This window comes from Pseudooceanicola nanhaiensis (assembly GCF_020171315.1).
GTDB classification, from domain to species: Bacteria; Pseudomonadota; Alphaproteobacteria; order Rhodobacterales; family Rhodobacteraceae; genus Pseudooceanicola; species Pseudooceanicola nanhaiensis_A.
The window spans coordinates 304,666-321,014 of sequence record NZ_JAIUZP010000006.1; the positions used below are offsets into that span (position 1 = coordinate 304,666).

Genomic DNA, 16,349 nt, shown 5'->3' on the forward strand with positions numbered 1-16,349 from the left:
ACAATAACGCGCCTGCTTTCGGGCCTGAATTTCGACTGAGACCGGAGTTTTTTGATGACGAGTTCCAAAACCGCCTATGTCCTGTCCGCCGCCGTCTTGGCCCTTGGCGTCTTCGCCTACGGCGCCGACAAGGTACGCGGCCCGGTCGTGCCCCACGCCCCGGCCGAGATGGCAGAGGCGATGCCCGCCGCAACCGGTCACTCGGAAAAGGCGCCCGACTCCCATGCCGCCGCCCCCGCGGGCGGCTTCGAGATGGCCGATCTCAGCGAGATGCAGCGCGACGCGCTGCGGCGCGAGATCCAGTCTTACCTGATGGACCACCCCGAGGTGATCTTCGAGGCGGTCGAGGCCTACCGCGCCCGCGAGACCGAGGTGCAGCAGCAGGCCCAGACCGACATGCTGAAGTCGGAGCCGGAGTCGATCTATGCGGACGGCTTCTCGTGGGTCGGTGGCAACCTAGAGGGGGACGTGGTCCTGATCGAGTTCATGGACTACCGCTGCGGCTACTGCCGCCGGGCCTTCGAGGACGTGAAATCGCTGGTCGCGGATGACGGCAACATCAAGTTCATCGTCAAGGAATACCCCGTCCTCGGCGACGACTCGATCACCGCCGCACGCTTTGCCATCGCCACGCTGCAGGTCGCAGGCGACGAGGCCTATGAGCAGGTGCACAACGCCATGATGACCATGCGCGGTAACCCCGGCGACAAGGTCGCGCTGTCCCGTCTGGGCGAGAGCCTCGGCCTCGACACCGACGCGATCTTTGCCCGCATGGACGACGAGGCCGTGACCGAGGTGATCGGCACCAACCGCGCCCTTGGCGATGCGCTTGGCATCAACGGCACGCCGACCTTCCTCTTCGATCACCAGCTTGTCGTGGGCGCCGTCCCGCGCAGCCAGATGGAAGAGATCATCGCGGACCTGCGCGAAGCGGCCGAATGATCCGCGCGGCGCTTCTGCCGCTCCTGCTGCTGTCCTCGCCTCTCGCCGCGCAGGACAGCAGCGCGCCCCTGCCCGCCACGCCGGGCGTCAGTGCCCCCGCTGATCGAGGCAGTGCCCTCTCGCCCGAGGCCCGCAAGCTGCTGGGGGCCGAAATCCGCGCTGTGCTTCTGGCCCACCCCGACCTCGTGGCTCGCCTCGCCGATGGCACCATGGCCCCCACCGCCGCACCGCTCGACCTCTACAAGGACGACCGGGAGCAGGACCTGAGTGCGCTCGACCGGGCCCGCGCCGCCCTGACGGCGATCACGCCGGAAGGCTTCGGCGCAGGCAGACCCCGCCAGACGATCACCCTTTTCGTCACCTATCCCTGCCCCGACTGCGCCATGGCCGAACGCGGGCTGCGCGCGCTTGCGGACAAGCTGCCCGGCCTGCGGGTCGAGGTCCGCGCGGCAGAGAACACCGCCGCCGCCCGCTCGCTCCGCGCCCTTGCCGATGACATGCCCCCGGCGGCCTTCGCCGCGCTGCGCATGTCCTTCTACGGCACCGCGCCCGAGGAGGAGACGGCGGACGAGGCCGAGGAGATCGGCGTGCTGGCCTCGGTGCAGGAGGACGCCTTGCTCTTCCACAAGCTCGGGCTGGACATGGCGCCCTCCTACGTCCTGCCGAAGATGATGCTGCGCGGCGAGATGCCCGCCATCGTGCTGGAACGCTACCTCTCCAAGTGAGGGTGCCGGGCGGCCTCCCCGACCAGCCGCTCCCCTTCGACCAACCAGACTCAAACGGAAAACGGGGCCCCGCATGGCGCCCCGTCCCTGTCGTGAGGAAAACTGTATCTGCCTGAACCGGCCAGCCCGGCGCCACGCCCGGACAGGGCCTGTGGCCGGGCCTCAGCCCCGGATCACTCTGCCGCCTGTGTCGGCTCTGCAGCCTCGCGGGCGTCGATCTCGGCGGCCTTCTTCTCGACCTGTTCGACGATGTGATCCACCATCTGCTCGTTCGACATCTTGTGGGACTGCTTGCCCGCCAGATAGACCATGCCGTTGCCCGCACCGCCCCCGGTGAAGCCCACGTCGGTCATCAGCGCCTCGCCGGGGCCGTTCACCACGCAGCCGATGATCGACAGCGACATGGGCGTCTTGATGTGCTCCAGCCGCTTCTCCAGCAGTTCGACCGTCTTGATCACGTCGAAGCCCTGACGCGCGCAGGACGGGCAGGAGATGATGTTCACGCCCCGGTGGCGCAGGCCGAGCGCCTTGAGGATCTCGTAGCCCACCTTCACCTCTTCCACCGGATCGGCCGAGAGCGAGACGCGCAGCGTGTCGCCGATGCCCATCCAGAGCAGGTTGCCAAGGCCGATGGCGCTCTTGATCGTGCCGGTCATCAGGCCGCCCGCCTCGGTGATGCCGAGGTGAATGGGCGCATCCGTGGCCTCCGCGATGCCCTGGTAGGCGGCGGCGGCCAGGAAGACGTCAGAGGCCTTCACGCTGATCTTGTACTCGCGGAAGTCGTTGTCCTCGAGGATGCGGATGTGGTCCATGCCGCTCTCGACCATCGCCTCGGGACAGGGTTCGCCGTATTTCTCCAGCAGGTGCTTTTCGAGAGAGCCCGCGTTGACCCCGATGCGGATCGAGCAGCCGTGGTCCTTGGCGGCCTTGATGACCTCCTTCACGCGCTTCTCGTCGCCGATGTTGCCGGGGTTGATCCGCAGGCAGGCCGCGCCCGCCTCGGCGGCCTCGATGGCGCGGCGATAGTGGAAATGGATGTCGGCCACGATCGGGACCGGGCTTTCCTTCACGATCTCCTTCAGCGCCCGGGTCGAGGATTCGTCGGGTGTCGAGATGCGGACGATATCGGCACCGGCTTCGGCGGCAGCGATGACCTGCCCCAGCGTGGCCCTCACGTCGGAGCTGTCGGTGTTGGTCATGGTCTGGACGCTGATCGGGGCGTCCCCGCCGACGGGAACGTTGCCGACCATGATCTGGCGGCTCACGCGCCGGTCGATATTGCGCCAGGGGCGGATCGGATTGTGCGACATGCGGGGCCTCCAGCCGTCTTTGGGTCACCAGATAGCGCGGTGAGGCCCGGGGTTCAATTGCCCCGTGCCGCGCAAGGGCTGTGCAGGGCCGATTGTGCGGAGGCGAGCCGAGGGGATCGGGTGCTGGGTCGTTCTGCCCGGGCGGCGATCCCCTGCGAAGGGCGGCACCGTCCGGCCAGCTGTTCAGCAGTGGTTACGGGAAGCCGCGAGGCCCCCCCCCCTCTCCAGCCACTCAGCACGATCAGCGATCTACCACGAAGGGCAGCGCCGTCCCGCGGGGTGGCGCTATAGCGCCGGTCGCCATTGGTGCGCCATTGGTCCGAGCACCAATGGCGACGGGGGGCGGGTCGGCGCTGCCCGGCCTGCGGCCGGGCGGGTAGTGGATGGAGAGGGCAGTTGTCTTGGGTAAAGCAGCCTGAGGTCGCGCGCTTGTGATCGGCGGATCAGACGTCGAGGCCGATGCGTCCGCTCGCGCAGGTCGGACACCGCGCGCCCCAAACGCAAAAGGCGGCCCCTCGGACCGCCCTCACATAGACCGGCAGCGCCGATCCTATCGCTTCGCCTTATTCCGCGACCGGCGTCTGGACGGCTTGATCCGCCTCGGCCACCGCGAAGACGCGCGCGGCCTCGGGATCGGCGGACAGATCGGCCACCGCGTAATTCTGCGTCAGGTCCTCGACCGACAGCGCGACATTGCGGATCGTGCCGGTGCCCTCACCCGCCGGGCCGAAGATCTGGCCGTTAACCTTGAAGTAGAGCGACCCGGACATGCCCGCACGCAGCACCGGGGCTTCCTCGGTCTGGGGCAGGTCATAGGTCTCGCCCGCGTCGAGGATCTTCTCGAAAATCACCGAACCATCCGCGGCACGCACGCGCACCCAGGCCGGACGCACGGCAAAGATCGAGACACCTGGCTCGGGCGTTTCGACGACCTGCGGCTGCGGCACGGCCTGCCCCTCGCCGAGGTTGAGCGCCATGGCGAGCGCGCGGTCCACCGCGGTTTCGCTGGCCGCCGGGGTGTCGGCGGTCTGGCTCTGCATCTGAGCGAAGCTGCCGATGGCGTTTGGGTCCAGCGTCGAGATCGGCGCATCGCGGGCCACCAGCACGGGCACGTCGAGCGCCTGCGGACGGTAGAGACGATCCAGCCCCTCACCCGGAGGCGAGAACGGGCCGGCGCCGGGCTCTGCCGCGGCATCCGAGGCCAGCGGGTTCAGATCGGTCAGAACGTCCGGGGTGTTTTCCACCGGCGCCATCTGCACGCGCTGCACCTCGTTCAGGACGGTCCAGCCGCCGAAACCGATCGCCCCGATCAGCGCCAGCAGCACGAGGGCAGAGCCCACGGCGCCGGGCTCGATCCGGGCCAGGAAGCCCTCGCCCGCGGGGACGAAGGGGGTGTTCGGCGTGATGAAGGGATCCTTCGCACGGGCGTCCTTGGCCTGCTTCGGCGCTTCCTGCGGCTTGCGGCGGGTCGAGGCCTCGGCCGACATGCCGTGCGCCGTGGCAAAGCCGCTCTCGGCGCAGAAGGCCGCGAAGGTCTGGTCGGGATCCATGTTCAGGTAACGGGCGTAGGACCGCACGTAGCCTGCAATGAAACCGGGGGTATCGAAGGCGTTGGGATCGCAGTTTTCGATCGCGGCGATGTAGGAGGCCTTGATGCGCAGCTCACGCTGCACATCGAGCAGGGATTTGCCCATCGTTGCGCGTTCTCCGCGCATGATGTCGCCGAGTCTCAGGTCGAAATCGTCGAAGCCTTTAGGCTGCTGCTCCGGCGGCTCCGCCGCCAGTGTGCCCTTGCGCCGTATCATCTTCACTGCCCCGTGTGCTGTAGAGCTCGAACCATCCCCCGATTCGAGTCTTGCCTTTATTACTTACAGCCTAACACGATTCCAATTCGATAACAGGTTGTAGGGGGTCAGCCCGCCAATTCGGCACGATTTAGCGCACAGTGCGACCAGAGGCGGTCCATCGCGGTCACGAGCTGATCGATCTCACGGGGGCCGTGAACCGGCGACGGCGTGAAGCGCAGCCGTTCCGTACCACGGGGCACCGTGGGGAAATTGATCGGCTGAACGTAGATCCCGTAGTCGTCAAGCAACATGTCCGAGAGCTTCTTCGTGTGCACCGGGTTGCCCACGATGACGGGCACGATGTGGCTGCCGTGATCGATCAGCGGCAGGCCGAGGCCCTTGAGACGCATCTTGAGGATCCTCGCCTGCATCTGGTGCTGGTCGCGCAGGGTCTGATCCGTCTTCAGGTGGGCGACCGAAGCCGCCGCCCCTGCCGCCACGGCGGGCGGCATCGAGGAGGTGAAGATGAAGCCCGGCGCATAGGAGCGGATCGCGTCGACCATCTTGGGCGAGGCCGCGATATAGCCGCCGAAGACGCCGAAGGCCTTGGCCAGCGTGCCGTTGATGATGTCGATCCGGTGCGCGAGGTTGTCGCGCTCCGAGACACCGCCGCCCCGGGGGCCGTACATGCCGACGGCGTGAACCTCGTCGAGGTAGGTCAGCGCGCCGAATTCATCCGCCAGGTCGCAGATCGCCTCGATCGGGCCGAAGTCGCCGTCCATGGAGTAGACCGACTCGAAGGCGATCAGCTTGGGCGCTGCGGGATCGTCCGCCGCCATCAGCTCGCGCAGGTGGTCCACGTCGTTGTGCTTGAAGATCCGCTTGGCCCCTCCGTTGCGGCGCACGCCCTCGATCATCGAGGCGTGGTTGAGCTCGTCGGAATAGATGATCAGCCCGGGGAAGAGCTTGGGCAGGGTCGAGAGCGTCGCATCATTCGCCACGTAGGCCGAGGTGAAGAGCAGCGCCGCCTCCTTGCCGTGCAGGTCGGCCAGTTCGGCCTCCAGCCGCTTGTGGTAGAGCGTGGTGCCCGAGATGTTCCGGGTGCCGCCGGAGCCCGCGCCGGTGGCATCCACCGCCTCGTGCATCGCGTTCAGGACGACGGGGTGCTGCCCCATCCCGAGGTAATCGTTGCCGCACCACACGGTAACCGGCTTCTCGGTCCCGTCGGGTTTACGCCACGTGGCATGGGGAAACTGGCCCTTGTGCCGCACGATATCAATGAACGTGCGGTAGCGCCCTTCCTGGTGCAGATTTTCGATGGCCCGGTCCAGCTCGGCTTCGTAGTTCACCGGAACCCCTCCTTCACTTAGGTCGGCCCGTCGCGCAGAGGTCCATGCGCTGTGGCATACATCCTGGCGGTGGGAGGCGAGTTCATATCGCCTGTTTTGAATTAGAATGGTTATAGGCCGTGGCCCATCCGTGCAACAGGCTACATTTTGCCACCCCTGCCCGGCCTTGATCCACGTCAAGCGCAGTGAACCTGCATGAAAGAAATATCAACCGGCAAATTCCTGCAAACATAGGACTTTCGTCCTATGGAGGCATGGTATTCCGGACTTTACCAATCCCGCTGAATGCATAGCTTAGTCTCAGTTATTTTACTGAAATCCCCTTGAACCAGCCTGAAGACGCATCCGCGGCACATCGAAACATTCCGCCGCATAACGTTTGAAACAAGAAAGATTCGTTCGCGCGCCCTGCCCGTTCGGGCCGCCGCCCTCCTTTCTGTCGGGGCGGCGCCGGGCCGCTTCCTAGGGAGCCTTCCCATGCTGACCACCCTGAGTCAGGCCCAGATCCTGACGCTGATCTTCCTGACCGCCCTCGGCTATGCGCTTGCCACCGCCGGGATCAAGCTGACCTCGGACGGGGCGCCGGGCCTCTTTCCGCTGCTCGCCATCACCACCGGCTTCCTGATCGCGACCGTGTCGGAAGTGCTCCTGCTGCGCGGGACCGAACTGTCGACGGCCTATCTGCTGATCGTCGCCGCCGAGACGATCCTCGTGCTCGCCTTCGCGCTCTCGCTCGGGGACAGCCTCAGCCCCCGGCAGGTGCTGGGCGGGCTGGCGGTGATCATCGGAATGGTCCTCGTGGCCCACTGACCCCCTTCGGCGCGGCAGCATCTCCCAACTGCGCCCGCCGGCCGGCGGCCCGCCCCAGTCCCCAGGGCGGGCTGCCTTGGCGATCCCGGCCCCGGCCGCCCCGCCCTGCGCGCTCCTGCCAGTACCCCCGCTACGCCCGCGGGCCCCTGCATCAGCCGCGCCCCGGCCATGTGCGGAAGGCAGGGCCGCTCTCTGGACATGGGCTGCGGGGCTGCTACGGTCGCGCGCGAAGCAATATCAGGAGCCCTCATGTCCCTCGACGCCGTCCTCTCCCGTATCGACACCGATCTGAATGCCGCGACCGAGCGGCTGATGGACCTGCTGCGCATCCGCTCGATCTCCACCGATCCCGACTACAAGGCCGAGTGCGACAAGGCCGCCGACTGGCTGGTGGCCGATCTCGCCTCCTTCGGCGTCAAGGCCGAGAAGCGCGCCACCCCCGGTCACCCGATGGTCTATGGCACCTTCGGCCCCGAAGGCGCGGATGTGCCCCATGTCCTCTTCTACGGCCACTACGACGTGCAGCCGGTGGACCCGATCGAGCTCTGGACCCGCGATCCCTTCGATCCCGCCATCGAAGAGACCGACAACGGCCCCGTGATCCGCGGCCGCGGCACCTCGGACGACAAGGGCCAGCTGATGACCTTCGTCGAGGCCTGCCGGGCCTGGGCCGCCGAAACCGGCTCCGTGCCCTGCCGGGTGACCTTCTTCTTCGAGGGTGAGGAAGAGAGCGGCTCGCCCTCGCTGATCCCCTACATGAAGGCACACGCCGAGGAGCTGAAAGCCGACCTCGCGCTGATCTGCGACACCGGCCTCTTCAACCCGACCACGCCGGGCATCATCACCATGCTGCGCGGAAACGTCGGCGAGGAGCTGACCGTCACCGCCGCCTCCAAGGACCTGCATTCCGGCATGTTCGGCGGCGTGGCGATGAACCCGATCCGCGTGCTGTCCAAGATCCTCGCCGGGCTCCATGACGAGACCGGCCGCGTCACCGTGCCCGATTTCTACGACGGCGTGCCCGACCTGCCCGAGGAGCTGGCCAAGCAGTGGGAGGGCCTCGGCTTCTCCGCAGAGGAATTCCTCGGTGGTGTCGGCCTCTCCGATCCGGCGGGTGAACAGGCCTTCACCCCGCTCGAGATGATCTGGTCGCGGCCCACCTGCGACGTGAACGGCATCTGGGGCGGCTACACCGGCGCGGGCTTCAAGACGGTGATCCCCTCGCAGGCGCATGCCAAGCTCTCCTTCCGCCTCGTGGGCCAGCAGGATCCGATCGCGATCCGCGAGAACTTCCGCAAGTGGGTCACGGCGCAGCTGCCCGCCGACTGCACGGTGGAGTTCAAGGGTTACTCCAACTCGCCCGCCAGCCAGATGGACATCTCCGGCACCGCCTTCGAGGCCGCCCGTCAGGCACTCTCCGACGAATGGCCCAACGAGGCCGCCTTCATCGGCTGCGGCGGCTCGATCCCGATCGCGGGCTACTTCAAGTCGATCCTCGACATGAACGCCATGCTGATCGGCTACGGCAACGACGACGACCAGATCCATTCGCCGAACGAGAAGTACAACGTCTTCTCCTTCCAGCATGGCATCCGGTCCTGGGCCCGCGTGCTCGACGCGCTCGCCAAGGCGTAAGCGGATGGCGCTGCCCGAAGGGTACCGGTTGGTCGAACGCACGCCGACCGCCGAGGAACATACCGCCCTTCGGGCGGCAGCCGGCCTTTCGCCCCACGGGGCGGAGGCCACCCGCGCCGGCCTGCCCGGCACCATTTATGCCGTGGTGATCGAAACCGCTGGCCGCGCCATCGGCATGGGCCGGCTCATCGGCGACGGCGGGCTGGCCTTTCAGGTGGTCGACATTGCCGTCGATCCCGCCCACCAGGGGCGCGGGCTGGGCCATGCCATCGTCGCGGCCCTCTCCGCACGGATCGCTCAGCTGCCGCCCACGGCCTACGTCAGCCTGATCGCGGATGGCCCTGCGAAACATCTCTACGCCCGCTTCGGCTTCGTCGAGACCGCCCCCGCCTCGGTCGGCATGGCGCTCAAACTGCCCGTCGGGGCCAGCTGACGCCGCGCCCCCTCATCTTTCGCTCTGAAATATCCCTGCCGGAGGCCCCGTCCGCAGGACGGGCCCTGCCTCAGATCGTGCCCGCGAACCGCTCCGGCAGGGTGAAGATACGCCCGTCCTCGGGCCGGTCGAACTGCCAGAACCCGGTGTCGCCGCGCGCCTTCCAGCTGCGGTGCATCGCCTTGCGCACGGGTCGCATGTCAAAGCCCTCCGCCTCCTCCAGCGCCTCGAAGGCCTCGAAGACCGCCCGGTCCTCGCCGCGCGCCTCGGCAAACCAGTGGCGCCCGATGGAGGCCTCCTTGGGCGTCTCCACCCCTACCGCCTGCGTCACCGCGTTGCGCCGGTCCATGGCCGCGCAATAGGCGTCGAAATCGCAGAACTTCAGGTGGAAGAGATAGAGCTCGTCGGGGGTATACAGCGTCTTGTACTGGGTAAAATGCCCGCCGCGCGCGATCTTGGTCCCGGCCGAGATCACGCAGGGCTTGGAATAATGCGGCGCCAGCCGCACATGCCTGCGCGGCCCCAGCACGCGGTCCGTCACCGGCTCCGCCTCGCGGTCCAGCCGGTGAATCACCTCCAGCCCCAGCGGCGTCAGCACCCGGCGCGTCGGCGCTGCGCCGAGGTATCCCAGCAGGTCCTGCCCCGCCTCGGGATCGACCACCACAAGCTCATCCACGTCGCCCACGATGACATGGTCGTAATAGGCGTGCAGCCCCATGACGAGGTTGTTCAGGAGCCGCCACCGCTTCATGTCGAAGTTCTTGTGATGCGCGCCCGGGATGCCGATGATGTTGCAGCCCTCGGCGATCTCGGCCACCTGCGGGTCGCGGCCATGGGCAACGATATAGCAGTTCTCCCGCCCCAGTTGCGCGCCGTAATGCGCCAGCCAGAGCCGCAGGAAGAAGAAGTCGTCGCGCAGCATGGTGACGGCGGCGGCGGTGGATTGCATCGGGAGGTCCTGTCAGGGGCCCTTGGGGGCGGTTTATTCTGCGGCGCGTGGACAAGTCTAACCCGGCCAGTGCTATAAGAGAATCGTGAATTTCGCCACGCCCTCCGCGGCCCCTGCGCCCCGCCTGCCCGACGGCTTTGCCGACAGCGGTCTGTTCCTGCGTGCAGGGCCCGTGCCGCCGACCCGCGTGCAGGTCATGGGCGAACGGTCTTCGGGGACGAACTTCCTCAAGCGGCTGATCGGGCGCAACACGCCGCTCACCCCGACGGAGGAACTGGGCTGGAAACACGGCGCGCCTGCGATAATCGCGATTCCCGCCGATCTGCTGGTGGTCGTCGCGGTGCGCAATGCCGCCGACTGGGCGCGCTCGATGCATGCGAAACCCTGGCACGCCAGCCCGGCGCTGCAGGCGCTCGACTTCCCGGCCTTCCTGCGCGCCGAATGGGACACGATCGCCGACCGGCCGCGCTACTTCGAGGGCCTCCCCGACAGCGCCATCGGCCAGCCGCTGCAGCCCGACCGCGATCCGCTGACCGGCGCGCGTCACGCGGACCTCTTCGCCCTGCGCCGCGCCAAGCTCACCGCCCACCTCAGCCTGCTGAACCGGGACTGCGCCCTCGCCGTCGTGCGCATGGAGACCGCCACCGCAGCGCCCGAGGCCCTGCTCGCGCAGCTCCGCGCCACCTACGCCTGGCCCGATGCCCCCTACCGCCCGGTGCACAAGCGCCTCGGCGCCAAGTTCAAGCCCGCGATCCCGGACCGCCCCGCCACGCCCGAGTGGTCGGAGGACGACCTTGCCCACCTGCGCGCCCGTGTCGACATGGCTCAGGAAGCCATGCTCGGCTACAGCTACTGAGCCCGCGCAGAGGGTTTCATCTTTCCAGAACTACTCCGGGAACATTGGCCCCGCTACGGGGCCAAGGGGGCAGAGCCCCGCTCCGTCTCGCGATCACGCACCTCGGACCTCATTGGCCCCCGCCCCGGACAGGCAGAACGGACCGCAGATCACCCGCGATCACCGCACCACCCCCTCTGAACGGATCACTCTACTCGCCGCCAAGCGCCCAAAATTCTTCGAAGAATTTTGCAAAGAATTTTCGAAAATTCTTTGTGCCGCCCCGAAGGGCTTTTCTCTGCATTTTCGAGGGGAAAGTGGCGCGGTTGACGGGGCTCGAACCCGCGACCCCCGGCGTGACAGGCCGGTACTCTAACCAACTGAGCTACAACCGCGCATCGCGCAGGACATTCAGACAAGGTAGCGTGGCGCGGTTGACGGGGCTCGAACCCGCGACCCCCGGCGTGACAGGCCGGTACTCTAACCAACTGAGCTACAACCGCTCGCTACCCGTCCGGTGTGTCCCGAACGTGAGGGGCGTTCTAGGGATAACCCCGGACAGCGTCAAGCGCGAAGTATCAACTTTGTGACCCCGTTTTGCACTTTCTTTGCCCCCGCCCGTCAGGCCCTTACGTCACCTTGATAATCCTCCCTCGGGGGCCGTCCCGGTGCCCCTGCGGCAGGTCGCGCGGCACCGACCGTGCCTCACTCAAGCCGGGCGTTTCGGCCCCGGCAAGGGCACGAATTCGGCGTCGTCCCCGGGCGGCAGGCGGAAGCGGCCATGGGTCCAGTCCCCGGCGCGCCAGGCTTCCTTGGCGGCCTCGATCTTCTCCTTCGAGGAGGAGACGAAGTTCCACCAGATGTACCTGTGCCCCTCCAGCACATCGCCCCCCAGCAGGAGCAGGTGCGCGCCCTCCGGACCGGCCTGCAGGGTCAACCGGTCGCCGGGACGGAAGACCACCATCCGCCCGGCCTCGAAGCTGTCGCGCCCGATGCGCAGGCCGCCCTCCAGCACGTAGGCCGCGCCATCCTCCTGCTCCTCGGGGGAGGGAATCGCCGCGCCGGGCGCCAGCCGGGCCTCGGCGAAGAAGGCGTTCACCGGCAGTGCCACCGGCGAGGCCGCGCCCCAGGCCGCGCCGAGGACCACGCGCACCTCCTTGCCCTCACCCTCCAGCACCGGCAGGTCCGCCCGCCCGGCATGGAGGAACTGCGCCGGGTCGTCCTCCTGCGCCTCGGGCAGGCCCAGCCATGTCTGCACCCCGAAGAGCGGATTTGGCTGCTGGCGCATCGTCCCGTCCATCCGCTCGGAGTGGGTGATTCCATTGCCCGCCAGCATCCAGTTCACCGCCCCCGGTTCGATCCACTGGTCGGTCCCGAGGGAATCACGGTGATGCAGGCGCCCCTTCAGCAGGTAGGTGATCGTGCCGAGCCCGATGTGCGGGTGCGGGCGCACGTCGATCCCCTGCCCGGTCAGGAATTCCACCGGGCCCATCTGGTCGAAAAAGATGAAGGGGCCGACCATCCGCCGATGGGCCACCGGCAGGGCGCGCCGCACCTCGAAGCCGCCGATGTCACGCGCCCGCGGCACGATGACGGTCTCGATGCTGTCGACGGCATCGCCGATCGGAATGCTCGGATCGAGGATCGGATTCCAGCTCATGAAGGCCTCCTGTGGCGCCCGGGGATACGTCCCCTGTGCCTTCGAAGGTAACATCTCCGCCCTCCGCGCCAATTGCGCAGCCGCGCAGGGCAGTGAGGTCCGAGCCGCACGCAGGCGCTGCCCCGGTCAGGGGGTGGGCTCTGTAAAGGGATCGCGGACCGTCTCGCGCCGCAGGGAGCGGCCCCGGGGGCGGTCAGTGTGTCGTGGCGTTGGAGAAGAGGTTCACCACAAGAATCCCCGCCACGATCAGCATCAGGCCGATCACTGCCGGCAGGTCGAGCTTCTGACCGAAAACCACCAGCCCGATGGCCGAGACCATGAGGATGCCCAGACCACTCCAGATCGCATAGGCCACGCCCACCGGCATGGTCTTCAGCACCTGCGCGAGGAAGTAGAAGGCCGCCCCGTAGCAGACCGCCACCATCACAGTGGGCACCAGCCGGGTGAACTGTTGCGAGGCCTGAAGAAAGGTCGTGCCCACGACTTCGAAGGCCACGGCAATGGCAAGGGTCAGATAGGTGCCGAGGGTCGCGCTCATGGGCGGGTGTCTCCTTCACGAGGGGGGAAGGCCGCGCCCGTCGCGCGGCCCGGAAAGGCTAGACGGTAATTTTCACGGAGTCGATTCCCGCAGGCGCTCGCCGGGCGTGCGCAGGGGCACAGAGGCAAAACGCTCGCCGCGGTGCAAGCGCCGCCCTCTCGACCCGTCCGCGCCGCCCTCCTTTGCACCGGCCGCCCCGCCTTCCGCCACACGTTCCGGCATCGGCCGGCCACGCCTTCCGCCCCCTCTCTCGCACCGGCCGACCACGCCCTGCGCCACCCTCTCTGGCCATCCGCGCCCGTGCCGGGCATGCTGCCCCCGAGAAGTGCCGTCCATACCGCCGGAGCCGCCGATGCCCGCCCCCTTCCCCCTGATCCGACGCCTGTGGCGCCAGCATCCCGTCGCCCTGCTTGTCTTCGTGGCGGCCTTCGTGCTGGTGCTCTTCTTCGCGCTCCGCATGACGGTCTTTGCCCTGCACTGGTCCGATCCGGGGCAGCGGTCGGTCCAGCCCCAGCCCTGGATGACGCCGGGCTATGTCGCGCATTCCTGGCACCTGCCGAAGGAGGAGGTGTTCCGGCTCCTCGCCCTCGACCCGCCCCCGGACCGGCGCGTCACGCTGGAGGAGATCGCCCGCGCCAAGGGCGTGCCGCTGAGCCAGCTTCTCGACGATCTGAACGACGCATTGCAGGCGCAGGCGCCGCGATGACCGACTGGCTGCTGCAACTCCTCGTCGCCAACGGCCTGCCGCTGATCGCGCTCGTGACCTTCTTCAGTTGCCTCGCCGTGCCCGTGCCCTCGTCGCTCGCCATGCTGACCGCCGGGGCGATCTCTGCCTCGGGCGACCTGCCGGTGGCGGGGGCGGCGCTTGCGGCGCTCGGCGGGGCCATCGCGGGGGATCAGACGGGTTACCAGATCGGGCGCGCGGGCGGGGCCTGGATCGAAAGCCGCCTGACCGGACGCCCGAAACGGGCCGCGCTCTACCAGCGGGCGCAGGAGATGACGCGGACCTCCGGCAGTGCCGGGGTGTTCTTCAGCCGCTGGCTGGTCTCACCGCTCGGGCCTTACGTGAATTTCGCCGCCGGTGCCGCGCGGCTGCGGCGCGTGCCCTTCTCGGTCTGGGCCGCCGCGGGCGAGGTCGTCTGGGTCGGGCTCTACGTCGGGCTCGGCTTCGGCTTTGCCAGCCAGATCGAGACGATCGCGCAGATCGCGCAGGACATGTCCGGGCTGCTGGCGGGCCTCGTGGTCATGGGCGTCAGCGCGCTCTGGATCCAGCGCGGCCTGCGCCGCCGGAGGCTCCGCCGCCGCGCCGACGGGTCCGCGGAGACCGGCACGGAAGCACTGCCTGACACCCTTGGCGACGCCCCCCGCCCCGAAGGCAACTGATCGCCCCCTCTCCCCGGGGAAGCGCCGCCTGCCCCATTGTACCGCGGCCCGCGCGGGTCCATATCTTGGGCATGCTGCGCGTCACCCCGATCCTGCTGGCGGTTCTCTACGCCCTTGTCATGTACCGGTTCTCGGTCTGGCGCACCAAGCGCGAGCTCGACAACCGCTCCACCCGGCTGGCCGATCCGCAGCTCCTCGCGGTGACCGACCGGCTGGCCCGGGCGCTCGACGTGCAGCAGGTGCCCGTGCATATTTACGAGATCGACCCGGTGAACGGCCTCGCCGCGCCGGACGGACGGATCTTCATCACCCGCGGCTTTTACCAAAAGTTCCGCGCGGGCGAGGTGACGGCCGAGGAGCTCGCCTCCGTCATCGCGCACGAATTGGGCCACGTGGCCCTTGGCCATTCCCGCCGCCGGATGATCGACTTCTCGGGGCAGAACGCGCTGCGCACCACGCTCGGCATGGTGCTGTCGCGGATCCTGCCCGGCATCGGCCCGATGATCGCGGGCGGGCTGACGACGCTGCTCGCCGCCTCGCTCTCGCGCAGCGATGAATACGAGGCCGACGCCTATGCCGCGGCCCTGCTGACCAAAGCGGGTTTTGGCACCGCGCCGCAGGTCTCGCTCTTCGAGAAACTCGACGCGCTGACCAAGGGCCGCGCCGGGGCCGCCCCCGCATGGCTCCTCAGCCACCCCAAGACGACGGACCGCATCCGCGCGATCCGCGCCCTCGACGCCCGCTGGAGCGGGACCACCCCGCCCTGAGCCGGCCCCCACCGGCACCCCTCCCCGAGACGGCGGCCCTCACCCGCCCGACACGACAGCGACAGGACCCCTCATGCGTTATTCCCTCCTCGATCTTGCCCCGATTCCCGAAGGCGCCGATGCCGCCCAGTCGATCCGCAACTCCGTGGCCCTCGCGCAGGCCGCCGAGGGCTGGGGCTATCACCGCTACTGGCTGGCGGAACACCACAACATGCCCGGCATCGCCTCCTCCGCCACGGCGGTGATGATCGGCCATATCGCCGCGGCGACGACGACGATCCGCGTCGGCTCGGGCGGGATCATGCTGCCCAACCACTCGCCCCTCGTGATCGCCGAGCAATTCGGCACGCTGGCCACGATCCACGGCGACCGGATCGACCTGGGCCTCGGGCGGGCGCCGGGCACCGACGGGGCCACGGCGCAGGCGCTGCGGCGCAACATGTCGCAACAGGACACCTTCCCGCGCGACGTGCTGGAGCTCATGGCCTACCTCGGTGATCCCGAACCGGGGCAGAGCCTGCATGCGATCCCCGGCGAGGGCACCAAGGTGCCGGTCTGGATCCTCGGCTCCTCGCTCTATGGCGCGCAGCTGGCCGCCCACCTCGGCCTGCCCTATGCCTTCGCCTCGCATTTCGCGCCCGAGGCCCTGTCGCAGGCGGTCGAGGTCTACCGCCGCGGCTTCCAGCCCTCGGAATACCTCGCGCAGCCGCATTTCATGATGGCGATGAACATCTTCGCCGCCGATACGGAGGAGGAGGCCACCCGGCTCAAGACCTCGATGCAGCAGGCCTTCATCCGCCTGCGCAGCGGCCAGCCCAGCAAGCTGCCCCGCCCCGTGGACCGGATCGAGGACGTGGCCGATCCCGCGTGGATCCGCGCGGTGAACCAGTCGCTCTCGGTCAGCGCCACAGGCACGCGCGAGACGATCCGCCCGCAGATCACCAAGCTGATCGAGGCCTATCGCCCGGACGAAATCATGGTCGCGGGCCAGATCCACGATCCCGCCGCGCGCCAGCACTCCTTCGAGATCGCCGCAGAGGTCCTCGCCAGCTTCACCCCGGCAGAAGTGGCCTGACCCCGACCGAAGCCCCAAATCCTTCATCTTTCCGCAAATACTCACCGCGCGCCCCTCACCGGGCGCGCAACGCCTCTGCATCGCCACCCAAGAATTTTCGAAAATTCTTGGGAAAATTCTTCGAAGAATTTTCGGCGCGCGTCTGAACGCC

General features: G+C 68.0%; 16 protein-coding genes and 2 tRNA genes. 10 read left to right on the forward strand and 8 right to left on the reverse strand.

The window, feature by feature from the left end; all coding sequences use genetic code 11:
* Positions 1-54: 54 nt before the first annotated feature.
* Together LCM32_RS11435 and LCM32_RS11440 are read left to right on the forward strand one after the other, a co-directional pair.
* A complete protein-coding gene (locus LCM32_RS11435) occupies positions 55-942 on the forward strand; it encodes a DsbA family protein (RefSeq protein WP_224821200.1) in 888 nt (295 codons plus the stop codon).
* Positions 939-1,667, forward strand: coding sequence for a hypothetical protein (locus tag LCM32_RS11440; protein WP_224821201.1), 729 nt, complete (start codon positions 939-941; stop codon positions 1,665-1,667). The genes LCM32_RS11435 and LCM32_RS11440 overlap by 4 nt, the downstream gene beginning before the upstream one ends.
* Positions 1,668-1,840: 173 nt before the next feature.
* On the opposite strand, the gene ispG is transcribed toward LCM32_RS11440, so the two are convergent.
* From ispG to hemA, 3 genes are all read right to left on the reverse strand, one after another.
* Positions 1,841-2,977, reverse strand: coding sequence for a flavodoxin-dependent (E)-4-hydroxy-3-methylbut-2-enyl-diphosphate synthase (ispG, locus tag LCM32_RS11445; protein ID WP_224821202.1), 1,137 nt, complete (start codon positions 2,975-2,977; stop codon positions 1,841-1,843).
* A 563-nt stretch (positions 2,978-3,540) separates the two neighbouring features.
* Complete coding sequence (locus tag LCM32_RS11450; protein ID WP_224821203.1) at positions 3,541-4,782, reverse strand: helix-turn-helix domain-containing protein; 1,242 nt, start codon at positions 4,780-4,782, stop codon at positions 3,541-3,543.
* Positions 4,783-4,889: 107 nt separating this feature from the next.
* On the reverse strand, positions 4,890-6,113 hold the full coding sequence (gene hemA, locus LCM32_RS11455) for a 5-aminolevulinate synthase (RefSeq protein WP_224821204.1): 1,224 nt from the start codon (positions 6,111-6,113) through the stop codon (positions 4,890-4,892).
* A gap of 477 nt (positions 6,114-6,590) precedes the next feature.
* On the opposite strand from hemA, the gene LCM32_RS11460 reads away from it, so the two are divergent.
* From LCM32_RS11460 to LCM32_RS11470, 3 genes are all read left to right on the forward strand, one after another.
* Positions 6,591-6,923, forward strand: a complete 333-nt coding sequence (locus tag LCM32_RS11460) for a 5-aminolevulinate synthase (RefSeq protein WP_224821205.1) — start codon at positions 6,591-6,593, stop codon at positions 6,921-6,923.
* Positions 6,924-7,172: 249 nt separating this feature from the next.
* Positions 7,173-8,558, forward strand: coding sequence for a M20/M25/M40 family metallo-hydrolase (locus tag LCM32_RS11465; protein ID WP_224821206.1), 1,386 nt, complete (start codon positions 7,173-7,175; stop codon positions 8,556-8,558).
* Positions 8,559-8,562: 4 nt separating this feature from the next.
* Positions 8,563-8,991 (forward strand): GNAT family N-acetyltransferase, encoded by a 429-nt coding sequence (locus LCM32_RS11470; protein WP_224821207.1) that lies wholly within the window; start codon positions 8,563-8,565, stop codon positions 8,989-8,991.
* Between the two features lie 70 nt (positions 8,992-9,061).
* On the opposite strand, the gene LCM32_RS11475 is transcribed toward LCM32_RS11470, so the two are convergent.
* Positions 9,062-9,940: a glycosyltransferase family 2 protein gene (locus LCM32_RS11475; RefSeq protein WP_224821208.1), complete on the reverse strand. Its 879-nt coding sequence runs from the start codon at positions 9,938-9,940 to the stop codon at positions 9,062-9,064.
* 85 nt (positions 9,941-10,025) lie between these two features.
* On the opposite strand from LCM32_RS11475, the gene LCM32_RS11480 reads away from it, so the two are divergent.
* Positions 10,026-10,796, forward strand: a complete 771-nt coding sequence (locus tag LCM32_RS11480; protein WP_224821209.1) for a hypothetical protein — start codon at positions 10,026-10,028, stop codon at positions 10,794-10,796.
* A 297-nt stretch (positions 10,797-11,093) separates the two neighbouring features.
* Here LCM32_RS11480 and LCM32_RS11485 read toward each other — a convergent pair.
* The 4 genes from LCM32_RS11485 to LCM32_RS11500 form a co-directional block, all read right to left on the reverse strand.
* Positions 11,094-11,170, reverse strand: a tRNA-Asp gene (locus tag LCM32_RS11485).
* Between the two features lie 31 nt (positions 11,171-11,201).
* Positions 11,202-11,278 (reverse strand) — tRNA-Asp (locus tag LCM32_RS11490).
* Between the two features lie 206 nt (positions 11,279-11,484).
* Positions 11,485-12,435: a pirin family protein gene (locus LCM32_RS11495; RefSeq protein WP_224821210.1), complete on the reverse strand. Its 951-nt coding sequence runs from the start codon at positions 12,433-12,435 to the stop codon at positions 11,485-11,487.
* Positions 12,436-12,628: 193 nt separating this feature from the next.
* Entirely contained in the window at positions 12,629-12,973 is a 345-nt protein-coding gene (locus tag LCM32_RS11500) for an SMR family transporter (protein ID WP_224821211.1), read from the reverse strand.
* 352 nt (positions 12,974-13,325) lie between these two features.
* On the opposite strand from LCM32_RS11500, the gene LCM32_RS11505 reads away from it, so the two are divergent.
* From LCM32_RS11505 to LCM32_RS11520, 4 genes are all read left to right on the forward strand, one after another.
* Positions 13,326-13,679 carry a hypothetical protein gene (locus LCM32_RS11505; RefSeq protein ID WP_224821212.1) on the forward strand — a complete coding sequence of 118 codons (354 nt, stop codon included), beginning with the start codon at positions 13,326-13,328 and terminating at the stop codon, positions 13,677-13,679.
* The gene (locus LCM32_RS11510; protein WP_224821213.1) at positions 13,676-14,356 is read left to right on the forward strand and encodes a DedA family protein; all 681 of its coding nucleotides are present in this window, start codon (positions 13,676-13,678) and stop codon (positions 14,354-14,356) included. Before LCM32_RS11505 ends, LCM32_RS11510 begins: the two co-directional genes overlap by 4 nt.
* Positions 14,357-14,427: 71 nt before the next feature.
* Entirely contained in the window at positions 14,428-15,123 is a 696-nt protein-coding gene (locus LCM32_RS11515; protein WP_224821214.1) for a M48 family metalloprotease, read from the forward strand.
* Between the two features lie 73 nt (positions 15,124-15,196).
* Complete coding sequence (locus LCM32_RS11520) at positions 15,197-16,198, forward strand: LLM class flavin-dependent oxidoreductase (RefSeq protein ID WP_224821215.1); 1,002 nt, start codon at positions 15,197-15,199, stop codon at positions 16,196-16,198.
* Positions 16,199-16,349 lie beyond the last annotated feature (151 nt).

Bases quoted from the DNA above. Each gene is read 5' to 3' on its own strand.
- LCM32_RS11435 (WP_224821200.1), top strand. From the start codon at position 55: ATGACGAGTTCCAAAACCGCCTATGTCCTGTCCGCCGCCGTCTTGGCC.
- LCM32_RS11440 (WP_224821201.1), top strand. From the start codon at position 939: ATGATCCGCGCGGCGCTTCTGCCGCTCCTGCTGCTGTCCTCGCCTCTC.
- ispG (WP_224821202.1), bottom strand. From the start codon at position 2,977: ATGTCGCACAATCCGATCCGCCCCTGGCGCAATATCGACCGGCGCGTG.
- LCM32_RS11450 (WP_224821203.1), bottom strand. From the start codon at position 4,782: ATGATACGGCGCAAGGGCACACTGGCGGCGGAGCCGCCGGAGCAGCAG.
- LCM32_RS11460 (WP_224821205.1), top strand. From the start codon at position 6,591: ATGCTGACCACCCTGAGTCAGGCCCAGATCCTGACGCTGATCTTCCTG.
- LCM32_RS11465 (WP_224821206.1), top strand. From the start codon at position 7,173: ATGTCCCTCGACGCCGTCCTCTCCCGTATCGACACCGATCTGAATGCC.
- LCM32_RS11470 (WP_224821207.1), top strand. From the start codon at position 8,563: ATGGCGCTGCCCGAAGGGTACCGGTTGGTCGAACGCACGCCGACCGCC.
- LCM32_RS11475 (WP_224821208.1), bottom strand. From the start codon at position 9,940: ATGCAATCCACCGCCGCCGCCGTCACCATGCTGCGCGACGACTTCTTC.
- LCM32_RS11495 (WP_224821210.1), bottom strand. From the start codon at position 12,435: ATGAGCTGGAATCCGATCCTCGATCCGAGCATTCCGATCGGCGATGCC.
- LCM32_RS11500 (WP_224821211.1), bottom strand. From the start codon at position 12,973: ATGAGCGCGACCCTCGGCACCTATCTGACCCTTGCCATTGCCGTGGCC.
- LCM32_RS11505 (WP_224821212.1), top strand. From the start codon at position 13,326: ATGCCCGCCCCCTTCCCCCTGATCCGACGCCTGTGGCGCCAGCATCCC.
- LCM32_RS11510 (WP_224821213.1), top strand. From the start codon at position 13,676: ATGACCGACTGGCTGCTGCAACTCCTCGTCGCCAACGGCCTGCCGCTG.
- LCM32_RS11515 (WP_224821214.1), top strand. From the start codon at position 14,428: ATGCTGCGCGTCACCCCGATCCTGCTGGCGGTTCTCTACGCCCTTGTC.
- LCM32_RS11520 (WP_224821215.1), top strand. From the start codon at position 15,197: ATGCGTTATTCCCTCCTCGATCTTGCCCCGATTCCCGAAGGCGCCGAT.